The sequence below is a fragment of the Dysgonomonas sp. 521 genome, from assembly GCF_010501055.1.
In the GTDB taxonomy this organism is placed as follows: domain Bacteria; phylum Bacteroidota; class Bacteroidia; order Bacteroidales; family Dysgonomonadaceae; genus Dysgonomonas.
The window spans coordinates 87,782-107,935 of sequence record NZ_QVMO01000005.1 but is presented as its reverse complement, the minus strand read 5'-3'; the positions used below and the strand labels follow the sequence as shown (position 1 = coordinate 107,935).

Genomic DNA, 20,154 nt, shown 5'->3' with positions numbered 1-20,154 from the left:
CCTGCCTGAAAGGCAGAATCTTCATAACCGTATGCAAGCGCAGCGTAGCTTACGGAGCAAGGCAATTACACTCCCCCCTGCCCGAAGCGGCAGGACACACAGTATGTCCTGTCTTTCAGACAGCTGGTATTGCTCATCCTTTTTCCGCAGGTCGATGACCCGCGGTTATGAAGATTTGGCTTTTCAAGCCTTTTCTCAAATCCTGATTGGCATATATTATGCGAATCAAGGGTTAATTGTGCTATTTTTTGTCCCTTTAGGGACTGAATGTTGGTAGAAAGAAGCTTTAACCGGTTAATTGCGTGCCGTCAGGTACGCAATATCTACAGAACAATTCACATTTTGTACCTGACGGCACAAAAAAACGAATTTCATTCATGTTTCTACCAATATGGTGTGCCTAACGGCACATTTAACCCTTGATTAGCATTAATAATAATGGACAATGTCTATCACATCCGACCGTGACATTGCCCCCGGATTAATACCTAGTTCGCCCTCTGGCACAGGCAGGTTCAGCTTTTCGAAGTATTTTTTCCATCCCTCTGTTATTTCATCCGAACCGGGCGATTTAAAAGTCATTATATTCAGAGGAAAAACAGGTTTTCCATTATTCGCCCTCAACAGGATTTCATAGATAAATTCCGAACAATAATATTTATCATTGCCCATCACAAAACCATCGTCATATTCTTTTCCTACAAGCGTCAAACCCTCACGTATGGCTTGGGGAATAATGTGTCTATATTCATTTTTCAGGCGGCCAACAACAGAAAGAGGATAACAATCCTTCTCATTCTTAGGATAAAGATACTCCCCCAAAGGCGTAGCAGCCACCCGCGGATGAGTAGCTTCTACTACAAACACGCTGTCATTCTCATCTATATAGACCATACCCACATGTGTAAAATGATATTGTTCAATACTTAACGTCACTTCCTTTATCGCATTTCCCATATTGCCTGAACAGGATTCCTGAAAAACAAGATCGCCTGTCTGCAACTTAAAGTCATCCGCAGATAGAATTGCCGGATATAACAAGAATAAAATATATATTATATTTTCCATCTAAGTACATGACAAAATTTTATATCCTGCTGTAGGGGCATCCCCTTGTGGGTGCCCGTAAACGATGACAAGCGGGCAGGGACAAGCCACTGCCCCTACATCGTCTCCAAATCGTGTTTGAATATTTTTTGTCATGTACTTAGATTTTTCATAATTTCTTTTATTTCAACCACGGAGTAAAAGAAATATCACGGAGTATTCTCTTTATTTGAAATATAAACTCCGTGATACTCTGTGTACTCTGTGGTTATACAAATTTACCTAAAAGTATAACTAACACCACCCATCAGCCAGAAACCCGCCTGCGGAATATTTCCCCTGTCAAAGTAATGGGTATCATACAGGTTATTCATACTCAGGTTGAATATAAGGTCTTTATATTTATAATTCAGTTTCAGGTCGAGTGTCGAAAAAGCCGGATAGGATTCATTGCCAACCTTTTCCAGATTCTCATACTTTTCATAAAAGCCCATGCGCTTTTGAAAGCGAAAATACCAACCCGCCGAAAAGCCTTTATATAGCTGATGATGAAACTGTGCTGTAAACTTATCACGCAGGTAGTTCAGGCTGTATAACGATACCATTTCCCGCGTATCGCTGGTCTGGCGCATACGCGCATAATCGAGAGACAGCGACGATTGCCCGCCCAAAGCGGGGATAATATCCCCCAAACGGAACTTCACGCCCATCTCAATGCCTTTGGTATCCACTTTGGTAAGGTTCCACGAAGCCCATTTGTCATCCACTTTTACCCAGTCTATCATATCACGTCCCCACTGGAGGAATCCGGTAAGGTAAGCGCTGAAAAACGACTGAGAATACTTGAGATTAAGCTCCAGTGATTCAGACTTCTCCGGCTTTAGTCCACTGTTTCCGTTATGTGTCTCCGTTGTATAATACAGGTCGGTAAAAGTAGGCATACGGGTCGATTTACTCCACGATGCCGATATGTTAAACCCATCTAAGGGACGGTACGATGCACTCACTGAGGGGTAAAGCTTGTACTTACCATTTATCAGTGTATTATGGTTCATCAGTACGCCTGCCGAGAATACAAACTTTTCGAAATTTAAGGTATGCTCCAATGCCACACTGGCATTCGTACGGTCGTCATACATCTTATAGTTGCGGTGCGGCTCTACCATCTCCTTGCCGAGGACGGAACTCATAATATCCTCCCTGCGCAGTTCTCCGCCAAGGCTGGTAGTACCTAATTTCCATTTATAGTTGAAGATAAGATTAGCGCCATAGGTATCGTTCCTGTGATGGTTCCGCCCGTAGTTATCATCCTTTATCAGGTCGAACTGGTCGTGATGCCTGTTCCAGTAAATAATGGGGATAATCTTTAGCTGTGAACCGAATTCCCCTTTCAGCGACCCCATATAGGTGCTTGTCCGTTCATACTGATTCGGGAACTTGGCTGAGTAAAAAGTATTCGCCCCGTATTTCTTATCGTTATAGCCAAGCTGCAAGTCCATCTTATTTGTCCCTTTCAGCCTGAAACGTGTTTGCCATAATACATTGTACAGGTCGTAGTCGCTATTGGCTATGTAGCCTGACGATGAACTGTAACCTACGGATAAGGAGTTGGTGGCTATACCCGTTTGAGCCGAGCCGCGCACTTCTATTCCGCGCAGCTTGTGCATACCAGCTTCTACACTGGCATAAGCCTTATAATCCGCGTTTTTCTTTGTAATAATATTGATTCCCCCTGAGAAAGCACTGGCACCGTAGATAAGGGCAGAAGGGCCGTGAATGATCTCTATACGTTCAATGTCGGAAAGATTGACAGGGATGTCGAAACTATAGTGTCCTGTCTGGGCATTGGAAATATTAATTCCGTTGAGTAGTACCGCGTTCTGGTCGAATGTGCCGCCTCTGATGGAGATATCGGCCTGTACACCGTGGCCGCCTCGTTGGATTACGTCTATGTTAGCGGCGTAGACTAACAAATCCTGTATACTCTGGACGGGCGCCTGCTCTATCTGCTCTTTCGTGATTATCGTAACGAGTTTGGCTACCTGATTGACAGGAGTTTCTACGCGTGAGGCCGTGACCATCACTTCCTCCAGTTCCTTTTCCATCACTTTTTGCTGTTGCTCGTTACCATCTGTCGACTGGGCAGACACCACCGAAACATGAAGACATGCCAGCGCGCACCCCGATACAACACCAATGTTCACAAGCCTGTGCATACTATTGAATGCACTGTAGGCCTTTCGCACAAATCGCTTGAAACGATAGGCCTGCTTTTGACTAAAATTCTTTTGATTCATTTTTAGTTAATTGGTTAATAAAATAAAATGTCGGTGCAAAAGTAATGGAAATTTAGAGTCTGTTTAAATTTTATTCGTTCAAATTTTTAGAGATGCTTTTTTACATACGCTTCGCACCTGTGACCGTTGGTTGAGTTGAGAGAAAGGAAAAACAGCCGAAAACAGACTAAAAATGAACGAAGAAAAAGTATAATAAAATATTCGTATAAAATTTAAACAGGCTCTTAGTAACTGTTAGGAAATTTCACGAATTCTTTTTCATAAGAGAAAGGTTAAGAGTTCTTCGTTCATTTTTAGCTTGTTTTCGGTTAATTTTCTCTTTCACTCAGCTCAAGTAGCCCGCTACTATCGCTTCGCGGAAGTAAAAATTATCTCAAAAACAATTCTAAAAATCAGAACGAGAAATTCCCTAACAGTTACTTAGAAGTAGGCAAGTGAATGATCTACAGATAAAAAGAGACAACCAGCCCTCACAGGAGCGAAGCGTATGTAAATCAGAACTTAACAGCCCTGTCCCCCAATGGAGAGGCTTGTAGCAAAGCCCTGTAGAAGCATATCTTCTTGCCTTTTGGGAGAGGCAGAGGGGGCTTATATTCAAAGTACTAAATTTTTAATATATAAAATTAGCTGTTCGGTTAATAATTTTGTACTTTTGCAGCGCAAAAGAGCAGGTGTTTTGGAATCAACTTAACAATATATTAAATCATAACTTTTAAGAAAGAACATGGCTTTAAAATTTATGACTGCTGAAGAGGCAGCCTCCATTATCAACAACAACTACAATGTAGGGTTCAGCGGCTTTACGCATGCAGGCTGTCCTAAAGTTGTTCCCGGATTTATTGCAAAACGTGCCGAAGAAGAACACGCAAAAGGTAATCCATTTAAGATTAACGTATTCACCGGAGCATCTACCGGCGACAAGCTGGATGGTATGCTGACAAGGGCAAACGCGATTAACTTCCGTGCTCCTTATCAGACAAACAATGACATGCGTAGTGCGATCAATAAGGGGGATATAAAATTCTGCGACCTGCATTTGTCTACAATGGCACAGGATATCCGCTACGGCTTCTATGGTGATATCGATGTCGCTGTTATCGAAGCATGTGACGTAACCGAAGACGGAGAAATAGTTCCTACCTGTGGTGTGGGTATCTCCCCTACTGTAGCCCGTTTAGCCAAAACAGTGATTGTGGAGCTAAACAGATGGAACCCGAAAGAAATGAGAGGAATGCACGATATACAGGAGCCTCAGGATCCGACTAACCGTCAGGATATGCCAGTCTACAATGTGAAAGACAGAGTAGGTATGGACTGTATAAAAGTTGACCCAAGCAAAATAATCGTTGTAGAAACAAATGAACCTAACGAAGGCGGTGGCTTTGCGCCGGTGGACGAAGTAACAGCCCAGATAGGTAAGAATGTAGCCAAATTTTTCGTTGAAGAAATGGCTGCAGGCCGTATGCCAAAGACATTCCTGCCTGTTCAGTCGGGTGTAGGTAATATCGCTAACGCCGTGCTTGCCGCAATGGGAGACAGCAAAGACATACCAGACTTCGAAGTTTACACAGAGGTAATACAGGATGCCGTTATCGGATTGATGGAATCGGGCCGTGTGAAATTTGCAAGCGGATGTTCCCTTACTGTAAGTAATCCATGTATCGAACATATATACAAGAATCTGGACTTCTTCAAAGAAAGAGTCGTGCTGCGTCCTTCCGAATATTCAAACAACCCTGAAATAGTTCGCCGTCTGGGAGTTATCGCTATCAATACAGCTATCGAAGCTGACATTTACGGCAACATCAACTCTACGCATGTAATGGGTACCAAGATGATGAACGGTATCGGAGGCTCGGGCGACTTTACACGCAGCGCTTATCTTTCAATATTTGTAACCCCATCGGTTGCCAAAGGCGGAAAGATCAGTTCTATCGTACCATTGGTAGCACACGAAGACCATAGCGAACATTCAGTAAAAATCATTATTTCGGAATATGGCGTGGCTGACCTTCGCGGAAAATGTCCGGAAGACAGAGCTCAGGAAATCATAAACAAATGCGCTCATCCTGACTATCGTCCTCTGTTGCAGGAGTATATCAAAAACGCGCCGCAAGGGCATACTAAATTTGATATGTACAATGCTTTTGCATTCCACAAGGCATTTGCCGAAACAGGAGACATGCACAACGTGAAATGGGAAAAGAAAGCTTAATCAGCTAAGCTGAAAAAAGAAAATATGGAAAACCTTTCGATTGTCAGTCGAAAGGTTTTTCTTTGTATTCAAGATAAACATGGTTATAACCTGTAACTAGCGCCTAAGAAAATGACTGTATTATACGAAGATAACCATATCATCATTGTCAACAAGACAGTATCGGAGATCGTTCAGGGAGACAAAACAGGCGACAAGCCCCTCTCTGAGATTGTAAAAGAGTACCTGAAAGAAAAATATAACAAACCCGGCAATGTCTTTTGCGGGGTTACCCATCGTCTCGACCGTCCGGTAAGCGGTATAGTCGTTTTTGCCAAGACGAGCAAAGCCCTTAGCCGCCTGAATGAAATGTTTAAGAATAAAGAGATAGACAAGACATACTGGGCTATAGTAAAAAATACACCTAAAGAAACGGAAGGCACCCTGAGACACTATCTGGTAAGGAACGAAAAGCAGAATAAGTCATATGCTTACGATACTGAAAAACCGAACTCAAAGCTCGCCATACTCCATTATAAGCTAATAGCACGCTCCGACAGGTATAACATGCTTGAAATAGACCTTGAGACAGGACGTCATCATCAGATACGGGTGCAACTGGCAAAAATGGGCTGCCCCATAAAAGGCGACCTGAAATATGGCTTCGACAGGTCGAATCCGGACGGAGGCATCAGCCTGCACGCCCGTAAGATATCTTTTATACATCCTGTATCCAAGGAACGGATAGAAGTTACCGCCCCTCTGCCGAAAGACACACTCTGGCAGGCATTGGAAAAGGCTATTAATTAGACGCCGTTGGCTGTATTTTACCTATAATAATATCCTCTACATAGGGGCGTAATCTGGCATAACTTACATTGACCGGAAAAGCGCGGTCGAATGTATAGCGGGTTATCCCTTTTATCATGGCAAACTTATATTCCCCTTTTGTTGTATCGTCAGTAGAAGGCGTATAATCCACAAAAACAGATGAGTCTACCTCCCCTGCATTATTCATTACGTAAAATATATTTTTGACAAACGGCCGGCAAGAAGCGTCTTCGTAGCGCTCGTATGCAAAGACATCCATACTGCCTACCTTAAACTGGTCGGTACAAAAATTATCGGCGATACTCGTAGCTGCCAGTTGCCCCGCTTTGTATGCTTCATACAACTTGGTTTTATAGGTATTGGCATGGTCGTACAATCCTAACGCATTGTAGCACTGTACAATCTTTTCGTACGAATAGTAGTCATCGGGGAAATAGCTGATCAACTCTTCGTAAGCTTCGACAGACTTCGTATATCTTCCAATATCAAACTCCATCTTTCCGATATTGTAAAGCACGGTAACCAGTAATTCCTTATCCTGTACTATCTTTGACTTGGCTACATAGAATGTATCCAAAGCATTCTTAAAGTCTTCTTTTCCGGCATATATTACACCTATCATATAAAATGCTTTCTCGGAAGGAGGGGTCAATGATACCGCTTTCCTGTAATTCTCCAATGCCAGCGTAATATTATCCTGTGTATAATAGATATCTGCCATACCGGTATACGCATCGGCATAATCCGGAGACAACTGCACAGCCTTCTTCATATTAGTTAAAGCCTGATTTATTGTGCCTTTCGAGCCAAGAACCATACCTTTTACGTAATACGCCTTTGCGCTTTTCGAACTTTTCTGGATAGCCATATCCGCATATTTAGAAGCATCATCTATGTCATTCAGATGAAAATAGGCCTCTGCCACACAGGAAAGTTCATCAGCAGAAAGGCTTCGGGGTTTTCCCGCATATTGGTCTACGATTTCCTGATAAAAGCCTTTTTCAAACAGGCTTTTAATATCATCGCCGGAATATGTCACCTGCGAAAAACCGGAATATGGCATGATACTCAATACCAGAACGAACAGTGTAAATACAACTCTTTTCATAACTATAATTAGATTTCAAGATTTCATATTTCAAAATTTCAAGATTTCAAGATTATAATAATCAGAAACTTATGCGAATCAAGGATTAAATGTACTATTTTTTGTCCCTTTAGGGACTGAATGTTGGTAGAAAGAAGCTTTAACCGGTTAATTGCGTGCCGTCAGGTACGCAATATCTACAGAACAATTCACATTTTGTACCTGACGGCACAAAAAAACGAATTTCATTCATATTTCTACCAATATGGTGTGCCTAACGGCACATTTAACCCTTGATTCGCATAACTTATTGCTTTCTACTTATACCTTTATTCTTTCTAGAACCATTTTTGTTTCCTTATCCATAAATAAGAGAATACCGCAATGGCGATCAGTACCACCCACGCAACCAGATAACCATACTTCCAATCCGTTTCGGGCATAAGCCTGAAATTCATACCCCATACCCCTACCATGAAAGTGAGAGGGATAAATATTGTAGATACAATAGTCAGCCTCTTTATTATTTCATTCATCTTTAGGTTATTGTTGTTATAATACAGATCCAGCAAAGATGTCAGCGATTCGTAGAAAGAAGCCAAATCGCCCAATGTGGTACGCATACGGTCATCAAAGTCGTTATAATAAACCAGGTTCTCTTCTTTAATCAGCTTATTGGTATTATGCAGCAGGTTGGCAAACTCTTCCCGTAACGAAATGGTAGAGCGTTTTATATGCATATAATCGACTCTGCATGCATGCAACAGTTGCAGAATGTCAATAGAGTCCCTGCCTATAATCAGCTGGTCTTCGATCTCGGCCAGACGGTCTTCAATATCCATTACCGTAGTGATATTGAACGTATTCACGGCATTGAGCAATATATATAAAAGGAAATCGGCACCTTTTTGCCTGATCAAGACATTATTCTCCTCTATATTCTTCTTTACTTCCTCAAATACAGGGACTGAAGCTTCCTGAAAACTTACAACAAAGTTTTTACCGAGGATAAAGGCAACCTGCATATCGTCGATATCGGCCACAGCCTTATCCTGATAAAAAGCAGACATCAGGATAAATGACACGTTATCGTATCCTACGGCCTTCACTACCTGCTGGTCTGCCAGCAAGTCTTTCACATCAAAGCTATGTAAGCCCAGCTCTTTACAAATACGGTTTACACTAATAGCATCGGATATTCCGGTTATTTTCACCCAGTTGACTTTCGTCTTATCCAGTTGCTCTGCGATGGCTGCCTGCAACTGAATATTCTTAACTGCGACACGCATATTATCATACTGAACCAACTCTATCGACATCGGAATATTCTTATCGCCGAAATAGGTTGGTTTGGCTAACAGGTAATTATTACGGGTCAGGCTATTCTTCGATTTCCTGGGCGTTCTTTTCCTCATATTTAACAAATATGATTTAACATATTTAACTGTTTAAATTTGCTAAGTACATGACAAAAAATAGAATATTAAGGTTCAACCCCTCGCCCTGTGGGCACTCCCGACCCCACCCCGGCCCTCCCCAAAAGGAGAGGGAGAAGCGAGGGGAGAGTCGCAAAGCGAAGACAGATGCCGTTTGATCTGTCAGGCATTCTTCCCTTTTGATAAAGGGAAGTACCCGAAGGGGGAAGGGTTAGAAGGATAGTATATATTTTTTGTCATGTACTATGTTAAATTTGACCGAAATTATTTCATATAACTGTTTTGATTGCTCTCTGGCTCTTATTTTTATTCTTTCTTCTCTATTTTCTACTTTTCACTCTTGGTTTAGCCCGCTAAACCTGCGAATAAAAGAAAAAAATATATTTGAAATAATACAAAATAAGATTGCCAATCAAATTTAAGCAGTTACTTAAAATCATATCAAAAGTAAGAATAAAATACTATATTTGTGCACTCGGAAATGGGTTTTTATTACACTACGACAATATTGCCTGGCTATAAATAAATTGTGAATCTGAACGATACAAATGAGTGAAATATTTACTGTACTAAAAAGAAAGAAGATGCAATTCTTTTTCCTTTTTTATATACTACTCTTATTACCCATATTATGCCCGCTGGCCGAAAACTTTACTTTCATCGATAAAGTTGCTGTCTTTTTGGTGTGTAGCCTGTTGTTCGCTGCTATTCTCATCCTGTCTTTATTTATCAGTTCCAGAGCCGAAAAAATCATATACTCCGTGATGCTCGCCATCTCTGTCATTCCCGGGTCTATCTATCTGGCGTATCTGCTCTTTGCCCATGTGATGCTGGAACAGAACAGCGTTACCAGCCTGTTCGAAACCAATCCGGAAGAAAGCAAGGAATTCGTCGCTCACTATCTGAGCCTCTGGGTTATTACCGGAGTTCTTATTTATGCCGCTATTCCTATTGTGATGGTATGCACAATGAGGTCATTCAAACCACTTAACGTAAAGAGATATAAGACACTATTTATATTATGCATTATTACCATCGTAACTATTGTAGGTGTAGACAGAATTTCCCGCTCGGTGTACTTCGTCAATTTTTACAAAACATTTATCAGTTATAAAATACGGACGAAACATGAAATAAAGGAAATCAGGGAGCGGCAGAAAGAAGATTACATCGTTAAGGCTGAACATCAGGATACAATACCGCAAGTGATAGTACTCATCATTGGCGAATCGTTAAACAAGCATCACATGTCACTCTACGGATATGTCAGGAAAACAAATCCGCTATTATCGGGATATGGGGATAGCCTGATTGTATATCAGGATATTGTTGCGCCACATGTACATACCATCCCCGTCATTCGCTCTATACTATCCATGCAAGAGGCTGAGCATCCGTATTACTTTAGCTCAAAGCCTTCGATGTACGAGTTATTCAACCGTGCGGGCTACGACACATATCTGATAAGTAATCAGGAATTTAGCGAAGAACTTCGTTCCAGCTATGATATATTGCTGTCTCTTGCCGGCACCAAATATAATCTGGCACCATACAAGCAGCATGACGATATAGTGCTCCCTGTGTTGGACAAGATACTGGAAAAGGATAACAGGAAAAACAAGCTTGTCATTATACACCTGATAGGCAACCATATGGCGTATGAATTCAGATACCCGAAAGAATATATCATCTTCGATCATCGTAAAGACAGGATAGTAGCCGACGCGCCATACAGGGACGAAAAGGCGAAAAAGATAATCGACAGATACGATAATTCGGTATTGTACAACGACTATATAATCAACAGCATCATACGCAATCTGGAGAAGCGGCAAAACCGGAACGCCGCACTGGTGTACCTCTCTGACCACGGGGAAGAGATGTATGATTACCGGAACTTTGCCGGGCATGCCTATGAGAAGGTTTCGCCGCCAATGAGCGAAATTCCATTCGTAGTATGGTTGTCGCCGGCGTACCGTAAGTTCAGGAAAGACCTCGTTTTTGAAAAGGAACGCTCCTATTCTTCTGCCGATTTTATATACTCTATATCCGATTTGGCAGGAATCAGTTATGTGGATTATGACGATTCCAGAAGTATTTTTTCAACGCATTATACTCCACGCGAGCGTTATGTAGGAGAAAAGAAATATGAAGAAATAAAAGAGAAATTTGAGGAATAAGATAGAGAATATAAGAAACTGTTAAGTACATGACAAAATTTTATATCCTGCTGTAGGGGCATCCCTTGTGGGTGCCCGTAAACAATGACAAGCGGGCAGGGACAAGCCACTGCCCCTACATCGTCTCCTAATCGTGTTTGAATAATTTTTGTCATGTACTAAGAGAAACTGTTTAAATTTTATACGAATATTTTATTATGCCTTTTTCTTCGTTCATTTTTAGTCTGTTTTCGGCTGTTTTTTCCTTTCTCTCAACTCAACCAACGGTCACAGGAGCGAAGCGTATGTAAAAAAACATCTCTAAAACATCTCTAAAAATTGGAACGAATAAAATTTAAACAGTTTCTAAAAGCCATGGTTAGCAATAAACTTTTTCTCATATACTATGCACCTTTATATACACTTCACACCTGTGACCGTTGGTTGTCACTTTTAAACAATCGCTTCTCGCAGAGACACAAAGAAAATACTATTTGCAGCTAAAAGGTAGCAGTTAACTGAAAAATGTATCTTTTTCGCATTATTAATAACTAACAGAAAGGCTGACGATATACCTTATTGAATTTTTCACTATCTTTGTCCTCAATTTTTTAGCAGTATATTTTACACATTATGAGTAAACAATTTTCAGAGTATAATCGGTTTAACTTGTCCGATATCAATAAGGAGATATTGGAAAAGTGGGATAAGGAAGGCATATTCCAGAAGAGTTTGGAAATACGTGCCGGAGCTCCGTCTTTTGTATTTTACGAAGGACCTCCGTCAGCTAACGGCATGCCCGGTATTCACCATGTAATGGCTAGATCGGTTAAAGATATTTTCTGCCGCTACAAGACCATGAAAGGTTATCTTGTAAACCGCAAAGCAGGATGGGATACCCACGGGCTACCCGTAGAACTTGCTGTGGAAAAGAAACTGGGTATAACCAAAGAAGATATAGGCAAAAAAATAACTGTAGAAGAATATAACGATGCCTGCCGCAAGGAGGTAATGAAATATACGGGAGAATGGGAAAACCTGACCCGAATTATGGGATACTGGGTAGATATGAACGACCCTTATATCACTTATGATAACCGCTATATAGAAACACTTTGGTTCTTACTGAAAGAGCTGTATAAGAAGGGGTATCTATATAAGGGTTATACCATACAGCCATACTCTCCTGCTGCCGGAACAGGCCTGAGTACACACGAGCTGAATATGCCGGGTGCATACCGTGATGTAAAAGATACGACCTGTGTGGCGCAATTCAAAATAAAGAATCCGAAGGCTGAAATGTCACAGTTTGGCGAAGCATTCTTCCTAGCATGGACAACTACCCCCTGGACATTACCGTCTAACACAGCGTTGGCTGTCGGCCCTGAAATCACCTACGTAGCTGTACAGTCTTACAACCCATATACAGGAAATAAGACAACTACGGTAATGGCTAAATCACTTGTCTTTAGCATGTTCAATGAAAAGGCAAAAGACATAGCCCTCGAAGATTATAAACAAGGGGATAAACTGATACCTTACCATATAGTCGGCGAATGGAAAGGCAAGGAACTTGCAGGCATGGAATATGAGCAGCTTATACCGTGGGTCAATCCGGGAGAAGGTGCGTTCAAAGTTGTGGTTGGAGATTTTGTTACCACAGAAGATGGTACAGGAATCGTACATATAGCCCCTACTTTTGGTGCGGATGACGCCAAAGTTGCCAAAGCTAATAATATACCCGCATTACTGCTGTTGGACAAAGACGAAAATCAGCGTCCGATGGTAGACCTTACAGGTAAATATTTCAAAATAGAAGATTTAGATCCTGAGTTTGTAAAGAATAACGTTAATATTGATTTATATAAGGAATTTGCAGGCCGTTATGTAAAAGACGATTACGCCCCCTCTGACTCCCCCGTAGAGGGAGTTAGCCCCTCCTCCGGAGGGGTTGGGGAGGCCACTTCTTCTCTGGATATCGACCTGAGCGTAATGCTGAAACAACAAAACAGGGCATTCAAGATAGAACGTCATGTCCACAACTACCCGCACTGTTGGCGTACAGATAAACCGGTACTTTACTATCCGCTGGATAGCTGGTTTATAAAGACCACAGCCAGCCGCGAGCGTATGATGGAACTGAACAAGACTATCAACTGGAAACCGGAATCGACTGGTACAGGACGTTTTGGCAAATGGCTCGAAAACCTGCAGGACTGGAACCTCAGCCGCAGCCGCTACTGGGGTACACCACTTCCTATCTGGCGGACAGAAGACGGTAAGGAAGAGAAATGCATCGGTTCGATGAAAGAGCTTTATGCAGAAATGCAAAAGGCTGTGGATGCCGGCGTAATGAAAGAAATCCCTTGGGAAGGGTTCGAAATAGGCAATCTGGATAAGGCTAACTATGAAAAGATAGACCTACACCGCCCGTATGTAGATGATATAATACTTGTTTCGGATTCGGGACAACCGATGATGCGCGAAAAAGATCTGATAGATGTATGGTTCGACTCAGGGGCAATGCCTTTTGCCCAGGTATTTTACCCAAATATCAGCGAAGAAGAGTTCAATAAGGTATATCCTGCCGACTTCATCGCCGAAGGAGTAGACCAGACCCGCGGATGGTTCTTTACACTACATGCCATATCTACTATGTTCAAAGACAGTATCTCCTTCAAGAACGTTGTTTCCAACGGGCTTGTACTGGACAAGAACGGCAACAAGATGTCGAAGAGCAAGGGCAATGTGGTAAATCCATTCGAAACAATAGAAAAATATGGCTCCGACCCGTTGCGCTGGTATATGATAACCAACGCTTCGCCTTGGGATAACCTGAAATTCGATATAGAAGGGGTTGAAGAAGTACGCCGTAAGTTCTTCGGTACGTTGTATAATACTTATTCATTCTTTGCCTTGTATGCAAATGTGGATAACTTCTCATTCTCAGAAGATTTAATCCCTGTTTCGGAAAGGCCTGAGATAGACCGCTGGATTATATCCCTGCTCAATACGCTTGTAAAAGACGTGGACGAGTATTACAATACATACGAACCTACAAAAGCAGGTCGTGCAATATCCGACTTTGTAAACGACAATCTGAGCAACTGGTATGTTCGCCTCAACAGAAAACGTTTCTGGGGTGGAGAGATGACAAAGGACAAACTGTCTGCATACCAGACTCTATATACTTGCCTGGAGACTATAGCCAAACTAATGGCACCTATTTCTCCGTTCTATGCAGATAAACTTTTCTGCGACCTGATTGTTGTAACAGGGCGCGAAAAAGCGGATTCAGTCCATTTGTCTGAGTTCCCTGTTTATAACGCATCCGTTGTGGACAAGAATCTGGAAGAGCGTATGCAGATAGCGCAGGATATATCCTCAGCCGTTCTGGCATTGCGCCGCAAGACAAATATCAAAGTACGCCAGCCACTGATGCAGATCATGATACCTGTATTGAATGAGCAACAAGGCAAAGATATAGATGCTGTACGCGAACTCATACTGAATGAGGTAAATGTAAAGGAACTCAAGTATGTGGATAATGCAATGGGCATCCTTGTAAAGAAGGTAAAGCCGGACTTCAAAAAACTTGGGCCACGTTATGGCAAGATAATGAAACAACTTGCAGCAGAGGTACAGGCAATGAATCAGGAAGCTATCGCCGCGTTCGAGAAGGATGGTAGTCATACATTCGATATAGACGGACAACCTGCAACTATCGAACTGGCCGATGTGGAAATCATATCAGAAGACATACCGGGATGGCTTGTAGCCAATGCAGGTAAACTGACAGTTGCGCTGGATGTGACAATAACAGACGACCTGCGCAAGGAAGGTATTGCCCGCGAACTGGTAAACCGTATACAAAATATCCGTAAATCAAGCGGATTTGAGATAACAGACAGGATAAACATAATAATATCTGACAGGGAGCAGATAAGAGACACTATTTCTGAATACAACGACTACATTGCGTCTCAGGTACTTGCCGACAAAATAGAATTATCAGGCGAGGTAAACGGACAAAATGTTGATATGGACGACTATATTTTACAGATATCTGTAGAGAAAGTCTGACAAAAAGTATTATCTTTAAATAAATTAAAACAGGAACAATAGTAAAACTAACGGTTATGGCAGAAAAAACAAGATATTCTGATGAGGAATTAAATGAATTCCGTGATATAATTCTTGACAAGCTAAACAAAGCTAAAAAAGAATATGAAGAGTTGAGAGCGGCTATAACAAATGCCGACGGAAATGATGTAACTGATACTTCCCCGACATTCAAAGTCCTGGAAGAAGGCGCATCCACTCTATCGAAAGAAGAGGCCGGTCGTTTGGCTCAACGCCAGATGAAGTTTATACAGAATCTGCAATCGGCTCTTATTCGTATCGAAAACAAAACATACGGTATTTGCCGCGAAACAGGTAAACTGATACCGAAAGAACGCTTACGCGCCGTACCTCATGCCACACTAAGTATCGAGGCCAAGAACAGCGGAGTAAAATAATAAATAATAAAACAAAGGAAAACAGTAAGAGGAAGGAAGAAAAAACAGGCTTTATTACCCGTGTTTTTTCTTCACTTTCTTTACGGGAATCAGCTGGAATATGGAGAAAAAAAGTACAGGGCTGGTAGCCATACTCGTTATAGTATTGGTATTAGTAATAGACCAGGCATCAAAGATTTGGGTAAAAACCAATATGTCTTTATATGAATCTATTGAAATAACCAGTTGGTTTAAAATCTACTTTGTAGAAAATAACGGAATGGCCTTTGGAATGGAGGTTATAGGCAAAATGTTTCTTTCCATATTCCGTATTGTAGCCATAGTATTTATAGGATATTACCTGTACAAACTGGTTAAAACAGGCTATAAAACAGGTTATATCGTTTGCATATCGCTTATACTGGCAGGTGCGTTCGGAAACATCATCGACAGTGTATTATATGGCGAGATATTCTCCGCCAGTTATCCGGGGAATGTGGCATCACTGGTACCTCTTGGCGAAGGTTATTCAAGCTGGCTGCACGGTAAGGTAGTAGACATGCTGTACTTTCCTTTGATCGAAGGTACATTTCCGTCCTGGGTACCAAGTTGGGGCGGGCAGCCATTTGTATTCTTCAGCGCTATATTCAATATAGCCGATTCTGCAATTACTGTAGGTATTTTTATCCTTCTTATTTTTTATCGTAAGACATTAGCACTATCTTTGGAAAAAAAAGATAAAGCCTGAATATGCAACGCTCTGTCATCTATATCATACTCGCTGTCTTTCTGTTAAGCTCTTGCAACAGAAGGCCCGGCGATGTGGTTTCACCTCAGAAAATGACAGAAGTATTGTATGATATAAGGCTTACCCAATCTATATACGTGAACGATCCGCAATTCAAATCGGATGAAATGAAAGACGCATTGGTTGCAGGAGTACTCCGTAAGCATAAAATAACGCAGGCTGAATTAGACTCATCTCTCCTTTGGTATTCCGATAATATACGGTATTATAGTGCGATAAATGATACAGTGGCTGCACGGCTGAAATCAAGAAACGAATCGTTGATGCGCTCGAGAACAGCGACAGGAACTAACAGGCGACAGACTAACCAGATTATACCCGGATTTTATTACCTGAACGAGTATACCCCTACCCTTTCCTTCAATATAGATTCACTGAAGATCAAAAGCATAAAGAATATATCCTTTTTCCATCTCAAATTTGATGTTCAGGGGTTAAGCGCACAGCAAAAGGCGGAAGCATCCATCTATTTCAATTATAAAGATACGCTCGTCAGGAGGAAAATGCCGGTTGAAAGAAACACTCATTATTCTTTCTCTAAGCCATCATTACCTGATAGCCTGCTGAAGAGTATCTCCGGCTATATCCATCTTAAGGACGATATAAATAACATATCTTCCAACGTTCTGATTTACAATATCAGTTACATAGATTCGCTAGCAGTTTCGCCTCGAGGAGCAGATTCGCCAAATAGAACAAAGACAACGTCCGATGCTGTAAAGAAACCGGCTACCAGTACTCCATCCAACACGGAAGAGGCTAAGAAAGAGCAACCGAAAGATGAAGTAAAAACAGTCAAGGATAAAGATTCGGGCATGGAAATGCCTGTAATATCTAAAGAGAAAGCTGAAAAAAGCCCATTAAGAAAGAATACGCCCCCATCAAAATGATATGCCGATGAAGCGTTATTATTCTCATTATACTTTCATATATCCCGATATTTATTTGAGGAACAGTGTGGTTGAGGTAAATAACGAATCTCAAATAACCAATGTATCCGCATTTGATATAGAAATAGAAAGTACGGAGTTTTATTCCGGCTTATTGCTATTTATACCTGTAGATACTGAATTGAGCGGAGAAGTAGAAGCTGATATACAAAACCAGATATTCTCGAATACAAATACTGCCCCTATCCCGGATAAAAGATATAGAATGATACACAATGAAGACTTTACTATAAAATAGGGTAAAGTGTAATGCAATATTATAAGACCCCGTTCGCTTCGTAAGGAGAAGCCCCGGGATGTTTCCGCTTAAAATTACTCCAAAATCTCTTCCTGTAATAGAAAGTCCTGCTCAGGCAGGATGCCACATCAAAGTTCCTTGATTCAGCATATTGCTGTACAAAGAGACGAATCATTTCATCGCTGCCCCACAATCGCCTGAAATTGAAACAAGCCGTATCCATGCTTATAGGTTTATCAAATTCCATACGATTAAGGTCTACCAGATAAAAGATATATTTACCCTCTACTATCTTATATAGGATATTCCCTGATGAATAATCCAAGTGTAAGACCTGCGCCTCATGCAAGTGAGCTGTATAATGAGCAAACTGCCTCAATAGTTCTTCATTATCTACGAATGTCCCCGTCTTCAATTCGCGCAGCTCTCCATCGATATGTTCATTTATAGAGATATAAAAGCTATTCTTAAATAAGCCGGCTTTGCCCTGTTCAATATACGCGATAGGTGCCGGCGTACGGAAGCCCTTCTCCTCCAGCCTCAACGCATACTCAAAAGAACGCCTTGCTTTGGACTGCCTGAAAGTAGCATATACTACCTGATTAATGATATTAGGTTTCTTAAAGGACTTAACATTCACTTCAAGACCCTGTATATCAAACACCTTTATCGTATTACGCCCGTCATATACAGTCTCCCCCGTGTGATCGAAAGTATCCGGAAGATTCCTTACAAAGTCTTCTAACTGCTTATATTTCGGGTTAATAACAATATTCACCATATCAGAATTCTGAGGTAAAATGGAATTTAATATCCTTAAAGTCCTGTTGAGCCATAGTCAGCACATAATTGGAGTCAGCCAGAAATACATCGCGCCCTTCCTTATCCAATGCCATATATTGGGCTTTACGCTTCTTAAAGTCCGCAAGCTGTTCGGCATTATCGCTTTCTATCCAGCATGCTTTAAACAGGTTGATATTCTCCCATCGGCATTGCGCCCCATATTCGTGCAGCAAGCGGTATTGGATTACTTCAAACTGTAACTGCCCAACTGTACCGATAATCTTGCGGCCGTTAAACTGGTTGGTAAACAGCTGTGCAACCCCTTCGTCCATCAGCTGGTCGATACCTTTCTGAAGCTGCTTGGCTTTCATAGGGTCGGCATTCTCAATATATTTGAACATCTCAGGCGAGAAGCTAGGTAATCCCTTGAAGTGCAAATCCTCGCCAGAGGTAAGCGTATCGCCAATCTTAAAGTTCCCCGTATCGGGAAGCCCGACAATATCCCCGGCAAAAGCCTCATCCACTGTCTCTTTCTTCTGGGCCATAAAGGCTGTAGGAGAAGAGAACTTCATAAAACGATTTAGCCGCATATGTTTATAGTTCACATTCCGTTCAAACTTGCCCGAGCATATCTTCACAAAGGCAATACATGAACGGTGGTTTGGATCCATATTAGCGTGTATCTTGAAGATAAAGCCCGTAAATGCTTCTTCTTCCGGTTTTACAACCCGCTCAATCGCCTCCACAGGACGTGGGAATGGCGCTATTTTAACGAAGCAGTCAAGTAGTTCCTTTACCCCGAAATTATTCAGCGCTGAACCAAAAAATACGGGTGCAACCTGTCCTTTCAGATAGGTATTCATATCCAGATCGGAATAAACTCCGTCTATCAATTCTATATCTTCTCTCAGCTTGGCGGCAAGCGGCGCACCAATATGCTTTTCAAGGTCAGGATGATTAATGTCCTTGAACCCGATAGATTCTGTCACAGTCTGCTTGCTGGGTGTGTATAAGTCCAGTTTCTCCTGATATATATTATAAACGCCTTTGAAGCGTTGCCCGCTGTCGATAGGCCAGCTCAAAGGGCGGACATTGATTTGCAGTTCTGCTTCGAGTTCATCAAGCAATTCAAATGGGTCTCTACCCTCCCTGTCCATCTTGTTGACAAAAATCATTACGGGAGTATGGCGCATACGGCATACTTCCATCAACTTGCGCGTCTGAGCCTCAACTCCTTTTGCCGAATCGACAACGATAATAACGCTATCTACGGCTGTAAGGGTACGATAGGTATCCTCGGCAAAATCCTGGTGACCGGGGGTATCCAGAATATTTATTTTATAGCCGTCGTATTCGAAGCCCATCACGGATGTAGCAACAGAGATACCACGTTGTTTCTCTATCTCCATCCAGTCCGATGTAGCTGTTTTCTTTATCTTATTTGACTTTACTGCTCCTGCAACATGGATCGCTCCACCAAATAACAACAATTTCTCTGTCAGGGTTGTCTTACCCGCATCGGGGTGGCTGATGATGGCAAATGTACGCCTCTTATGTATTTCTTTTTCTAATTCGCTCATTGATCTATAATAAGTAACAGAAAGTATTTAATGTAACGATGTTTTGTTATAACAGACTATAGCTGTTATACTTACGAAAATAACAAATAGGTCTGTGACCTCAGGCTGCAAAATTACTAAAAAATGCGCTAATAAAGTACATAGGGCATTACAGAGTTTAGGTAAATAAAAAAGTAACAAACCAGATATAATATAAAAACAAGATTCACAGAACGTTATAAATAAAAAGTGACAAAAGTGACACC

15 protein-coding genes are annotated in these 20,154 nt (G+C 41.6%); 8 read left to right on the top strand and 7 right to left on the bottom strand.

Annotation, left to right across the window (positions count from 1 at the left end; genetic code table 11):
* Positions 1-429: 429 nt before the first annotated feature.
* The 3 genes from D0T84_RS03275 to D0T84_RS03270 all read right to left on the bottom strand — a co-directional run bounded on the left by D0T84_RS03275 (position 430) and on the right by D0T84_RS03270 (position 3,344).
* Entirely contained in the window at positions 430-1,068 is a 639-nt protein-coding gene (locus tag D0T84_RS03275) for a YiiX/YebB-like N1pC/P60 family cysteine hydrolase (RefSeq protein ID WP_163305992.1), read from the bottom strand.
* Positions 1,069-1,203 carry a hypothetical protein gene (locus D0T84_RS22775; protein WP_255495151.1) on the bottom strand — a complete coding sequence of 45 codons (135 nt, stop codon included), beginning with the start codon at positions 1,201-1,203 and terminating at the stop codon, positions 1,069-1,071. It lies immediately after the preceding gene.
* Positions 1,204-1,325: 122 nt separating this feature from the next.
* Entirely contained in the window at positions 1,326-3,344 is a 2,019-nt protein-coding gene (locus D0T84_RS03270) for a TonB-dependent siderophore receptor (RefSeq protein ID WP_163305991.1), read from the bottom strand.
* A 724-nt stretch (positions 3,345-4,068) separates the two neighbouring features.
* Between D0T84_RS03270 and D0T84_RS03265 the strand changes: the two genes are divergently transcribed.
* Together D0T84_RS03265 and D0T84_RS03260 are read left to right on the top strand one after the other, a co-directional pair.
* On the top strand, positions 4,069-5,559 hold the full coding sequence (locus D0T84_RS03265; RefSeq protein WP_163305989.1) for an acetyl-CoA hydrolase/transferase family protein: 1,491 nt from the start codon (positions 4,069-4,071) through the stop codon (positions 5,557-5,559).
* A 111-nt stretch (positions 5,560-5,670) separates the two neighbouring features.
* Positions 5,671-6,348, top strand: a complete 678-nt coding sequence (locus D0T84_RS03260) for an RluA family pseudouridine synthase (RefSeq protein ID WP_163305986.1) — start codon at positions 5,671-5,673, stop codon at positions 6,346-6,348.
* Here the strand turns inward: D0T84_RS03260 and D0T84_RS03255 are convergent.
* Positions 6,341-7,477, bottom strand: a complete 1,137-nt coding sequence (locus tag D0T84_RS03255) for a tetratricopeptide repeat protein (RefSeq protein ID WP_255495150.1) — start codon at positions 7,475-7,477, stop codon at positions 6,341-6,343. The genes D0T84_RS03260 and D0T84_RS03255 overlap by 8 nt on opposite strands.
* A 317-nt stretch (positions 7,478-7,794) precedes the next feature.
* Entirely contained in the window at positions 7,795-8,871 is a 1,077-nt protein-coding gene (gene corA / locus D0T84_RS03250) for a magnesium/cobalt transporter CorA (RefSeq protein WP_163305984.1), read from the bottom strand.
* Positions 8,872-9,440: 569 nt separating this feature from the next.
* On the opposite strand from corA, the gene D0T84_RS03245 reads away from it, so the two are divergent.
* From D0T84_RS03245 to D0T84_RS03220, 6 genes are all read left to right on the top strand, one after another.
* Complete coding sequence (locus D0T84_RS03245; RefSeq protein ID WP_163305981.1) at positions 9,441-11,072, top strand: sulfatase-like hydrolase/transferase; 1,632 nt, start codon at positions 9,441-9,443, stop codon at positions 11,070-11,072.
* 612 nt (positions 11,073-11,684) lie between these two features.
* Positions 11,685-15,134, top strand: a complete 3,450-nt coding sequence (gene ileS / locus D0T84_RS03240) for an isoleucine--tRNA ligase (RefSeq protein ID WP_163305978.1) — start codon at positions 11,685-11,687, stop codon at positions 15,132-15,134.
* A 56-nt stretch (positions 15,135-15,190) separates the two neighbouring features.
* Positions 15,191-15,571, top strand: a complete 381-nt coding sequence (locus D0T84_RS03235) for a TraR/DksA C4-type zinc finger protein (protein ID WP_163305977.1) — start codon at positions 15,191-15,193, stop codon at positions 15,569-15,571.
* A gap of 100 nt (positions 15,572-15,671) precedes the next feature.
* Positions 15,672-16,298, top strand: a complete 627-nt coding sequence (locus D0T84_RS03230) for a lipoprotein signal peptidase (protein WP_163305974.1) — start codon at positions 15,672-15,674, stop codon at positions 16,296-16,298.
* 92 nt (positions 16,299-16,390) lie between these two features.
* Positions 16,391-17,248, top strand: coding sequence for a DUF4296 domain-containing protein (locus D0T84_RS03225; RefSeq protein WP_370525406.1), 858 nt, complete (start codon positions 16,391-16,393; stop codon positions 17,246-17,248).
* A 7-nt stretch (positions 17,249-17,255) separates the two neighbouring features.
* Positions 17,256-17,546, top strand: coding sequence for a hypothetical protein (locus tag D0T84_RS03220; RefSeq protein WP_163305969.1), 291 nt, complete (start codon positions 17,256-17,258; stop codon positions 17,544-17,546).
* Positions 17,547-17,565: 19 nt separating this feature from the next.
* On the opposite strand, the gene D0T84_RS03215 is transcribed toward D0T84_RS03220, so the two are convergent.
* A complete protein-coding gene (locus D0T84_RS03215; protein WP_163305968.1) occupies positions 17,566-18,327 on the bottom strand; it encodes a lipopolysaccharide kinase InaA family protein in 762 nt (253 codons plus the stop codon).
* 1 nt (position 18,328) lies between these two features.
* On the bottom strand, positions 18,329-19,909 hold the full coding sequence (locus D0T84_RS03210) for a peptide chain release factor 3 (RefSeq protein WP_163305967.1): 1,581 nt from the start codon (positions 19,907-19,909) through the stop codon (positions 18,329-18,331).
* Positions 19,910-20,154: the final 245 nt, after the last annotated feature.